General features: G+C 57.3%; 2 pseudogenes. Both read right to left on the reverse strand.

Annotated elements, in window-relative coordinates:
* Nucleotides 1-216: pseudogene (locus ACU8YC_RS26805) on the reverse strand (antirestriction protein); the annotation flags it as partial.
* A gap of 15 nt (nucleotides 217-231) precedes the next feature.
* Nucleotides 232-473, reverse strand: a pseudogene (locus tag ACU8YC_RS26810) (DUF932 domain-containing protein); the annotation flags it as partial.

Below are 473 nucleotides of genomic sequence, written 5' to 3' on the forward strand. Positions count from 1 at the left end.
GTTGCTCAGCGTGTAGAACTGCCAGACACCGCCGCAGTAGTCCTCACACAGCCGGTCCATCCGGGCGAAGATGCGGGGTTCGAGCAGTATCCACTGCGCAATACCACCGAAGTGCTGCGGCCAGAAGTGAAGACGCTGCATATCGGGTAGCAACGTGGCGGTGAGGGGGCTGGTGTTTTCAGTCACAGTGCAGGTCAGGTTAAGCGTGTTGTTCATGTGATTTCCTTATTTTCCAGGTGGATTGTTGAGCAGAATGATTTCCGGGACCTGCTGACCGGTAATCTGCCCGGCGCGTCGCAGACGTAACATATGCCTGGTGTGCTCCCGGCACCCCGGGTCACGCACGCGGGACTGGCAGGCAAAGAACGGCTCAAAACCTTCGCGCCGCAGGCTTTGCAGCAGGATGATGGTGGGAATGTAAGTGTATTTTTGACTGCGGGATGCATGACGGTCTTCTCCGAAGACACTGGGGA

It is taken from the genome of Citrobacter sp. VF227 (assembly GCF_052950715.1).